The sequence below is a fragment of the Neobacillus terrae genome, assembly GCF_011393025.1.
Classification (GTDB): Bacteria; Bacillota; Bacilli; order Bacillales; family Cytobacillaceae; genus Neobacillus_A; species Neobacillus_A terrae.
Genome location: NZ_JAAOEO010000004.1, coordinates 356,984 through 366,840 on the forward strand (window position 1 = coordinate 356,984; position 9,857 = coordinate 366,840).

Annotated in this window: 9 protein-coding genes; 4 read left to right on the forward strand and 5 right to left on the reverse strand. The window is 39.8% G+C overall.

Going from position 1 to position 9,857, the window contains the following annotated elements; all coding sequences use genetic code 11:
- Window positions 1–11: 11 nt before the first annotated feature.
- Complete coding sequence (locus G8761_RS08350; protein WP_166025492.1) at window positions 12–659, forward strand: acetoin utilization AcuB family protein; 648 nt, start codon at window positions 12–14, stop codon at window positions 657–659.
- Window positions 656–1,828 (forward strand): acetoin utilization protein AcuC, encoded by a 1,173-nt coding sequence (locus tag G8761_RS08355; RefSeq protein ID WP_166025494.1) that lies wholly within the window; start codon window positions 656–658, stop codon window positions 1,826–1,828. Before G8761_RS08350 ends, G8761_RS08355 begins: the two co-directional genes overlap by 4 nt.
- Window positions 1,829–1,902: 74 nt before the next feature.
- Here the strand turns inward: G8761_RS08355 and ccpA are convergent, their stop codons facing one another.
- Window positions 1,903–2,901: a catabolite control protein A gene (ccpA, locus tag G8761_RS08360; RefSeq protein ID WP_166025495.1), complete on the reverse strand. Its 999-nt coding sequence runs from the start codon at window positions 2,899–2,901 to the stop codon at window positions 1,903–1,905.
- A 253-nt stretch (window positions 2,902–3,154) separates the two neighbouring features.
- Window positions 3,155–4,231 (reverse strand): bifunctional 3-deoxy-7-phosphoheptulonate synthase/chorismate mutase, encoded by a 1,077-nt coding sequence (locus G8761_RS08365; RefSeq protein WP_166025497.1) that lies wholly within the window; start codon window positions 4,229–4,231, stop codon window positions 3,155–3,157.
- Between the two features lie 278 nt (window positions 4,232–4,509).
- On the opposite strand from G8761_RS08365, the gene pilM reads away from it, so the two are divergent.
- Window positions 4,510–6,660 (forward strand): pilus assembly protein PilM, encoded by a 2,151-nt coding sequence (gene pilM / locus G8761_RS08370; protein WP_207789150.1) that lies wholly within the window; start codon window positions 4,510–4,512, stop codon window positions 6,658–6,660.
- 47 nt (window positions 6,661–6,707) lie between these two features.
- Here the strand turns inward: pilM and ytxJ are convergent, their stop codons facing one another.
- The 3 genes from ytxJ to G8761_RS08385 form a co-directional block, all read right to left on the reverse strand.
- Window positions 6,708–7,037: a bacillithiol system redox-active protein YtxJ gene (ytxJ, locus tag G8761_RS08375; protein WP_166025499.1), complete on the reverse strand. Its 330-nt coding sequence runs from the start codon at window positions 7,035–7,037 to the stop codon at window positions 6,708–6,710.
- 163 nt (window positions 7,038–7,200) lie between these two features.
- Window positions 7,201–7,719, reverse strand: a complete 519-nt coding sequence (locus G8761_RS08380) for a YtxH domain-containing protein (protein ID WP_166025501.1) — start codon at window positions 7,717–7,719, stop codon at window positions 7,201–7,203.
- Window positions 7,720–7,731: 12 nt separating this feature from the next.
- Complete coding sequence (locus tag G8761_RS08385; RefSeq protein WP_166025503.1) at window positions 7,732–8,217, reverse strand: DUF948 domain-containing protein; 486 nt, start codon at window positions 8,215–8,217, stop codon at window positions 7,732–7,734.
- Window positions 8,218–8,469: 252 nt separating this feature from the next.
- On the opposite strand from G8761_RS08385, the gene G8761_RS08390 reads away from it, so the two are divergent.
- A complete protein-coding gene (locus G8761_RS08390; protein WP_166025505.1) occupies window positions 8,470–9,585 on the forward strand; it encodes an aminopeptidase in 1,116 nt (371 codons plus the stop codon).
- Window positions 9,586–9,857 lie beyond the last annotated feature (272 nt).

A 9,857-nucleotide genomic window follows, 5' to 3' on the forward strand; every position in this document is an offset into this window, starting at 1 on the left:
GGGGCTTTCTGATGATTCTTGAGGAAATAATGAAAACATCTATAGCATCTCTTAGTCCGTCCAACATTATTGCAGAAGCTTTGGCTTTAATGGGTGACCATAAAATTCGGCATATTCCAATAGTCAATGATGCGTTTGAACTTGTGGGAATTGTTTCAGATAGGGATATACGCGATGCCGCTCCCTCCATCTTTCATCCGGAGGAACAATCGGAAGATTTGCAGCAGCCGCTGTCAAAAATAATGAAAACCGATATTATAACTGGCCATCCACTGGATTTTGTGGAGGAAACAGCAGCTGTTTTTTATGACCATCATATTAGCTGCCTGCCAATCACAAAGGATAAAAAATTAGTAGGCATCGTTACAGAAACAGATCTGTTAAGGACATTAGTTGAATTAACGGGGGCCAATCAGCCTGGCTCTCAGATTGAGGTCAAGGTACCAAACAAGGCAGGCATACTTGGTGACATTGCAGCCATCATAAGGAACCGGAAAGCCAATATACAAAGTGTCCTTGTTTACCCGGACAAAAAGGATGAACACTTTAAGGTTCTAGTTATCCGGGTTCAAACTATGAACCCTATAAGTCTAGTTCAGGATCTAAAAAGCGCTGGCCACCATGTCCTTTGGCCAAATCTTCCGGGGATGGCTCCATGACCGATAAAAGTGTTCTAATTTACTCTGAAGACCTGCTAAAATATAAATTCAGCAATGATCATCCTTTTAACCAATTCCGGCTGAAATTAACTATTGATCTCTTACAAAAAATAAATGCTTTGGACAGCAAAATGATTGTTCCACCCCGAATGGCTACTGAAGAAGAACTCTGCCTGATCCATGACTCTGATTATATTAACGCCGTAAAACTAGCGGGCATGAATGCACTTCCCCGTGAAAAGGCAGAAAATTACGGATTGGGAACAGAGGATACCCCTGTTTTTGAGAAAATGCATGAAGCAAGCTCACTTTTGGTTGGAGGAACCCTGGAAGCAGTCGACCAGGTAATGACTGGCCAGGCACTTCATGCCCTTCACCTCGGCGGGGGTCTCCATCACGGATTCCGTGGAAAGGCTTCAGGATTTTGCATTTATAATGACACTTCTGTTGCAATTAAATATTTACAAAAAAAGTATAACGCCCGCGTCCTTTATGTGGATACCGATGCACATCATGGTGACGGTGTACAATGGTCTTTTTATGATGACCCCGACGTGTGCACCCTGTCAATCCACGAAACTGGAAGATATTTATTTCCTGGCACAGGAAATGTAAATGAAAGAGGCCAAGGCAAAGGATATGGCTATTCCTTCAATATACCAGTTGATGCATTTACCGAGGATAATTCCTGGCTTTATGCCTATTCAGAGTCTATTAAGGAAATTGCTGAATTTTTTAAGCCTGATATCATTCTTACTCAAAATGGTGCGGATGCACATTATCTTGATCCATTAACACATCTATCTGCAACAATGAAAATCTATAGAGAAATTCCCCGGATTGCACATGAGATAGCCCACAAATATTGCCAGGGAAGATGGATTGCAGTTGGAGGGGGGGGATATGATATTTGGAGGGTGGTACCAAGAGCCTGGGCACTTATCTGGATGGAAATGACTGAAAACTCCAATTCTTTCGGCAGTTTACCAAAAGAATGGGTGGAAAAATGGCAGCATCTTGCACAAGTTCCCCTCCCAACTGACTGGGATGATCCAGAAAATATGTACGAACCCATTCCCCGCAAAGCAGAAATTGAAGAAAAAAACTTGCGGACAGTTGAAAAAGCACTCTACCCTCTCAAAAGCCAGACGAAAAGCGAGTCTGTTTAAAAGAACTGCGATAAAGAGTTCATATCCGTATTAAAAAAGCCAGGTCTCCTAAAATGGGGCCTGGCTTAATTGTTTTATTTGGTCGACTGGCGGTATTCAAGACGGTGCGGAAGAATGACAGTCTGCTCATCCACCGTTTCTTTATTCATTAATTTAGTCAGCAGACGCATGGCAACTGCCCCAATATCATATAAAGGCTGAACAATCGTTGTAAGCTGCGGACGGACCATTAGGGAAAGCCTTGTATTATCTGAACTAATTACTTCAAAGTCCTCCGGTATGCTATAGCCTTTATCCTGGGCGCCATGTACTACTCCAAGAGCCATTTCGTCTGATCCAACAAGGATAGCAGTAGGTTTATTTTTTGCCTCAAGAAGTTTATCAAAAGCTTCAATTCCTGAATCGTAAGTATAGTCACCCTCAGCAACCAATTCTTCATCAAAAGCAATGCCTGCATCCTCAAGTGCTCTTTTATAACCTCTTAATTTCTTTTCAGAGTTTTTAGGCTCATGAAGAGGACCAACCACAAATGCAACATGTTTGTGCCCTTTTTCAATAAACTCTTTGACTGAGTCGTAAGCTGCCTGCTCATAATCAATATTAACTGAAGGTACCTTTCCTGATTCCTCAAATGAGCCTGCCAGCACAATTGGTACAGGTGATTTCTCGAACTCCTCAACATGGTCAGCAGTGAGATTTCCGCCCATGAATACAATCCCATCTACTTGTTTGCCAAGCATGGTATTTAAAAGGTGTAATTCCTTTTCTTTATTCTGGTCAGAGTTGCTCAGGATAATATTGTACTTGTACATTGTAGCAATGTCCTCAATTCCGCGAGCCAGTTCTGCATAAAAAATACTTGAGATATCCGGGATGATAACACCCACAGTAGTGGTTTTCTTGCTGGCCAATCCCCTTGCTACTGCATTAGGACGGTACCCAAGCCTATCGATTACTTCTACAACCTTTTTCCTTGTAGCAGGTTTAACATTCGGGTTTCCGTTTACAACACGTGAAACCGTTGCCATCGAAACGTTTGCTTCGCGGGCTACATCATATATTGTTATATTCACGTTCAACACTCCTTTAAAAGCGGGACCTTTTTTCTTATTATTTTATATCAACCAGGAGTTACCTAGTCATTTACTTTTTTTTAGATTGTGAGATATTAAACAAACTTCATTATGTCTTATGATACGACAAGCTGGCTCGAGTCGCAATAAACAACTTCTTTTTTCAAAAATAAAACGTTAAAAGTATAAATCATTTTACAAATGTCTAAATAAAAGCCTCCCGCATTTATGATGCAGAAGGCTAAAAGTAAGCTTAAATTCTTGCGTAATTTAAAGAAGATATTTCCTGGTAGAACTTGTCAAACTGTTTCAAATCCATTTGCTGTGCTGAATCCGATAATGCAACGGCAGGATCCGGATGAACTTCAGCCATAACTCCATCGGCACCAATGGCCAAGGCAGCTTTAGCAGCTGGAAGAAGAAGATCCCGTCTTCCAGTTGAATGGGTCACATCCACCATGACAGGAAGGTGTGTTTCTTGTTTTAAAATAGGAACGGCAGTAATATCAAGAGTATTTCTTGTAGCCCTCTCGTATGTCCGGATCCCTCTTTCACAGAGAATAATCTGGCCATTTCCTTGGGACATAATGTATTCAGCAGCATTAATAAATTCCTCAATTGTAGCTGCCAGTCCTCTCTTCAAAAGAACTGGTTTATTAACTGCACCGGCAGCTTTTAACAGTTCAAAGTTTTGCATGTTTCTGGCACCAATCTGGATTACATCTAAATATTCAACTGCTGTTTCAATATCGGCTGGATTCACTATTTCACTTATAACAGCCATGTCATATTCTTTAGCGATTTGTTTTAAAATTTTTAACCCTTCAAGACCGAGTCCCTGGAAATCATAAGGTGAAGTTCTAGGTTTAAACGCTCCTCCGCGAAGAAGCTTCAATCCTTTTTCCTTCATATTTTTAGCTACTGCAGCTACTTGTTCATACGACTCTACTGAACATGGACCGAATACGAAGTGCGGCTTGCCATCGCCAATTAGTTCGCCTTTTAAATCAACAATCGTGTTTTCGGGTTTTTTCTTTCTGGAAACAAGTAACGCACGTTCATGGTCATCCTTTTGAAGATCCATGCCGGCTTTAAAAATTTCCTTGAAAATGTGGTCGATTGTTGAATTCTCAAAAGGACCATCGTTATTTTCTTTAATTTTATCAAGCATTTTACGTTCACGGACCGGATCGTAGCGGTTCTCACCCTGTCCTTCTTTGACACGCCCAATCTCCTGGACGATTTGTGCTCTCTCATTAATTAATCTTAATAGCTCTAAATTTAATTCATCAACACGCGTGCGCAGCTGTTCCAAATTATTAGTTCCCACTATTCGTCCCGTCCTTTCTTTATTGAAAGCCTAAAGGCAAGTTACCTCTAAATGTATTCATTCATTTTAACTCACCTGTACAAAAAATGCTAAGATAGGGTTTACCATTCAATTCTGAATCTTCTTTAATGCTCAATAAAAGTGTGGTACCATTTTTATTAGAATTAGGCTTTATTATAAAGGAAGCATTTTAATTTGTCATCATTTTTCTTTAATAATTAAACGCTTTTAAGTAATAAAGTAATTTATGTTTTCAGATTAAAGAAGGTGAACACATTTTGATTCATACAGACAGAATTTTTGCGCTCGATATTGGAACACAATCAGTAGTCGGTATTATCCTTGAAAAGGATGGCAGTATTTTTAAAGTTATTGATATACTTTCAATGGAACACACAGAACGCGCCATGCTTGATGGCCAAATTCATGACGTACCGGCTGTCTCAAGAGTTATTAGCGATTTAAAGACCGAGCTTGAGAAAAACTACGGACCTCTCAAGAAGGTGTGTGTAGCAGCAGCTGGGCGCTCCCTTAAAACAGTTGCAGCCGAGGCAGCAGTAGGAATTCACGGAAAACCCATTATGACCCGAGATGATATTTTGCATTTAGAGCTTACCGCTGTTCAGCATGCACAGGCAGTCGCAGCTGAACACAATAATCATTTACACTATTATTGTGTCGGTTATTCCGTCCTTTATTACCGTCTTGATGGCGAGGAGATTGGAAGCTTAATCGACCAGTCTGGAAAAGAAGCCTCTGTAGAAGTTATTGCAACCTTCCTCCCTCGCGTTGTTGTTGAATCACTAATGTCTGCTCTCAGCAGGGCTGGGCTTGAGATGGAGGCTTTAACACTTGAGCCTATAGCGGCCATCAACGTTCTAATTCCACCTTCCATGCGGAGGATAAACGTTGCTCTAGTTGATATTGGTGCAGGAACCTCTGATATTGCTATTACAGATAAAGGAACTGTTATAGCATATGGCATGGTGCCAGTAGCAGGAGATGAAATAACAGAAGCAATAAGTGATCAATTTCTTCTGGATTTCCCACTAGCCGAAAAAGCCAAAAGAGATGTACATAGTAAAGACTTAATCACCATTACTGACATTCTGGGTTTTGATGCAGAAATTACAAAAGAAGATCTTATCAGGGAAATATCAGTCTCGCTGGACCAGCTTGCAGAGGCAATCTGCAAGGAAATTCTTTTTCTAAATAATCAGAAGGCACCAAAAGCAGTAATGCTCGTTGGGGGCGGCAGTCTTACACCAGATCTGCCTTTAAGGATTTCAAAAAAGCTTCAGCTGCCTGAAAATCGTGTGGCGGTAAGGGGAATTGAGGCAATTTCAGGATTAACTATAGCTGAGCACATTCAAAAGGGGCCCGAACTTGTAACGCCTATTGGAATAGCTGTAGCGGCAAAAAATGCCCCTGTCCAGTATGCATCCGTTTATGTGAATGGACAGCCAGTCCGTTTATTTGAGATTCAAAAATTAACGATTGGAGATTGTTTACTTGCGGCAGGAATTAAAATGAACCAGTTATACGGAAAGCCCGGGCTGGCCAAAATGGTTTCACTAAATGGAAAAGTAATTACTATACCGGGGAAATTAGGCGACCCACCTTCCATATATAAAAACGGCAAGATAAGTTCACTTGATGAGAATGTAGAAAATGGTGACCAGCTTCTTGTAGAAAGAGGTATAGATGGAGAGGAAACTCCAATGAAAATTGGAGACCTAATTGACCACCTTCCATCTAAAACTATTTTTATAAATGGGGAAAGGTATAAGGTGGGCCAAAGAATTATATGCAATGGCGTCGAATCTTCTGCTGAAGAACTATTAAAAGACCGTGATGAAGTTATTATTGAAGAGACTCAAACAATTGAAAAGGCCATGAAGCTCCTTCAAAAAGAGGAACTTCTTTTAGATCTAAAACCCTTTGAAGTTAAACTAAATGGATCACGCATTAAGGTCGCTTCCCTCTCCGGCAGGATTTTAAGTAATGGAAAAATAGTCTCAAAGGAACATACCTTTGAGGATTTAAGCGATATTAAAATTTTCCCTACTGGTAAGTGTACTGTAGGAGAACTGGCAGAGTCACAGGGAATTATACTAAATGAAACTATTCCCGTTTTTTTTAATGGCCAAAAAGTGGTCCTTACTAAATTAGCGGCTCATTTTATAAGAAATGGATATATTCTGGGTGAGGAAGATATCCTCTTTAACGGTGACAATCTATTACTCGAAAAAAAAGAGCCTGAACCATTTATTTTTCAGGATCTTTTCAATAATGTAGAGATACAGTACCCTGAAAAAGTGGAAGGAAGCTATAAGCTTTTGAAGAATGGGAAAGAAACAGCATTTTTTGATACACTTGCCCCAGGGGATCATCTAGAAATTGTCTGGCCGCAATCTAATAAATACTAAGGTTAAGAAAATGCCGAAGAGGAAATCTCCTCTTCGGCTGTTTTGTTTTATTTTGCACTAAAAGCTTCTCCAAGCGCTTTATTAGTAATTTTCCAATGGGAAGCATTCCATGCAGGTGCTGCATCGGAAAATAAAATAGCCTGTGGAGACTCATGCTTAATCCCAAATCTTTCAGCAATATGATTTGAAAGCTGGCGTGCTTCCTGTACGACTAAGTAGTAGGCAGGAGCCTCTTCACTGTCAGAAGCAAATTTCTGATATTCTTCATAGGCTGCATGACTAATAGGACAGGTAGAGCTATGTTTCAGTAACATAAAACTTTTTTTGTTGCTGATCAAATTATCCAATTCCTCTACAGACTCGATTTTTTCAAGCATATTGATTCCTCCATTCATAATGTCTAACAGCCCCATACCGGAGCCCGAAAAAAAATATCATACACAAAACTAACAAAAAGCGGGGAGAATCTCCCCACTTCCTGTAAATTTACTATATCACTGTTATTGGATTTAATACAAATGATCAATTCTATGAATAGCTTTAGCGAGTCAGCTTGCTTTCTTCCTCATCCAAAGCTTTCTTTGCTTCTTCTAACTTCCTTCTTACATCCGTATCGTCTGCCAGTGTAAGGTCATCAAAGTCCGCAGTTGTGCTTTCCTGAACAGGAGCTGGATTAATGGAAATGTACTCAGTTTCCTTCTGATTGTTTTCAGAAGCCTCGGAACCTGTAAGGCTCTTTGCCTTATTAAGCAGGTTGTCCTTTTGTTGAGTAACAGTTTGTGTAATAGAAGCTGATTTTTCCTTTGTCATATTAACAATATCAGTACTTTTGCTTACAACATTATCTTTTAGCTGAACTGTTTTTTCTTTTACAGAACCCGCCTGCTGGTTAATTGTATCTCTGAGTTCCCTGCCGGACTTTGGTGCAAGGAATAGTGCAGCGGCAGCACCAACCAAACCACCAATAACAGCTCCCACCATGAATTCTCTTGAGCCCATACTGCTTTCGTTTTTCATTTGATTATTGTTTTCTCTTGTTTCGTAGTCTTTTCCTGCCATTATTAATCCTCCTTAATGCTCTCTTGAACGAAATTTTTCGCGTTTTGTGACTGTCAATTCAGGTTCTGGCAAGGCCATTACCTTTTGTTCCTTTCTTGACTTCCACTTATCCTTAAGCTCAAGGATTACATTGCTCCATTGCATTACCTGGGAGATTTTCTCCTTGTTCTGGTCAATTTGCTTGTCGACCGTATTGGCAATGTTCTGGATGGAATGGTTAAATTTATGGACTGCCTTTCCCACATCTTTAACCGCATCGACCACCGTATTCAGACTCTCAGATTTTTTTGTTATATCATCTGCTAGCGTGTTGGTCCTATGTAGCAGCGCTGTTGTCTCCTTAGTTACCCCGTCAAGCTGACCTTCAAGTCCCATTAAAGTTGTTGATACACTTTCAAGAGTTTTCTGAAGTGACTTTAATGTTTTTGATAAATAGATGACAAGTACAAAAAAAGCAACCGCAATCAGGGCTACACTTAAGTATAAAATAATTTTCATCTCATGCACCTCCATTATATCTACAATTATGTAATACCCTTAGAAGCAGGAAATAAACCGGGCGATATACTAAGCTGAAACAAGAGAGCAAATGAGCTACATCCAATTTTAAACTATTTCAATAACATATGCCTGTTTTCCTGCCGTGATTTCTAAAAAACATGTTAAAACGGTTACATGTATTCAACTTTATGTTAAAACTCGGTTACAATAGTAATGTATAACATTTTTCCTTCAGGAGGCAGATATTCAATGAGAGACCCAAGAGTTGAAACATTGGCCAGAAATTTAATTAACTATTCAGTTCGATTGCAAAAAGGAGAAAAAGTACTGATTGAGAACTTTGGTCTTCAGCGCGAGCTGGTAACAGCACTTGTAAATGAAGCCTATAAAGCTGGCGGTTATCCTTTTGTTTTATTAAAGGATCAGCAAGTTGATCGTTCTTTATTAATGGGGGCACAGGAAGAACAGTTTAGTATGATTGCCGATTTTGAGGCACAAGTTATGAGCAAAATGGATGCATACATAGGATTACGTTCAGGCGATAATATCAACGAGCATGCAGATGTTCCAGATGAGAAAATGAAAATTCATGGTTCCACTATTGGTAAAAAAGTGCACAGGGATATCCGGGTTCCGAAAACCAAATGGGTTGTTCTTCGTTATCCAAATTCCGCAATGGCCCAGCTTGCTAAAATGAGTACAGAAGCTTTTGAAGACTTTTATTTCGAAGTATGTAATCTTGACTACGGTAAGATGGATGCTGCGATGGACAGTTTAGTAGAACTAATGAATCGTACTGATAAAGTCCGATTGACAGGACCGGGAACCGACCTTACTTTTTCAATTAAAGACATTCCAGCAATTAAATGTGCGGGACAGCTCAATATTCCCGATGGAGAGGTGTATACAGCCCCAGTCCGTGATTCGGTAAATGGTGTTGTTACATACAATACTCCTTCTCCATATCAGGGCTTCACTTTTGAAAATGTTAAACTAACCTTTAAAGATGGAAAAATAGTTGAAGCAGAGGCAAATGACAGTGAACGGATTAACAAAATTTTTGATACCGATGAAGGTGCACGCTATGTCGGTGAATTTGCAATAGGTGTAAACCCATATATTCTTAATCCAATGCAGGACATCCTTTTCGATGAAAAAATTGATGGAAGCTTCCACTTTACTCCTGGCCAATGTTACGATGATGCATTTAACGGAAACCACTCCAATATTCACTGGGATATGGTTAATATCCAGCGCCCTGAGTATGGCGGAGGGGAAATTTATTTTGACGATGTGCTAATCCGCAAGGACGGCCGCTTTGTGATTCCTGAGTTAGAACAACTGAATCCGGAGAACTTAAAATAAAATAATAGAAGAAGGAGTAACTATTGAATCTTTAGTTACTCCTTCTTCTATTTTAGGTTAAATTAAATTACTATGTTTGGCCTTAGTTGCACTTTTAGACTATTTGGCCGATCTTTACTCCAATAATGCAAAAAAGAGGGTGTCCTTCTGAACTATACCCCATATTTCGGACAGTGATAAAAAAGAGCCTATACAGCTAATAGGTGGCCCCGGTATTGCACCGGGGTCATTTTATTTAATCCCCATTGATAACGATGATTGTTATATTCATA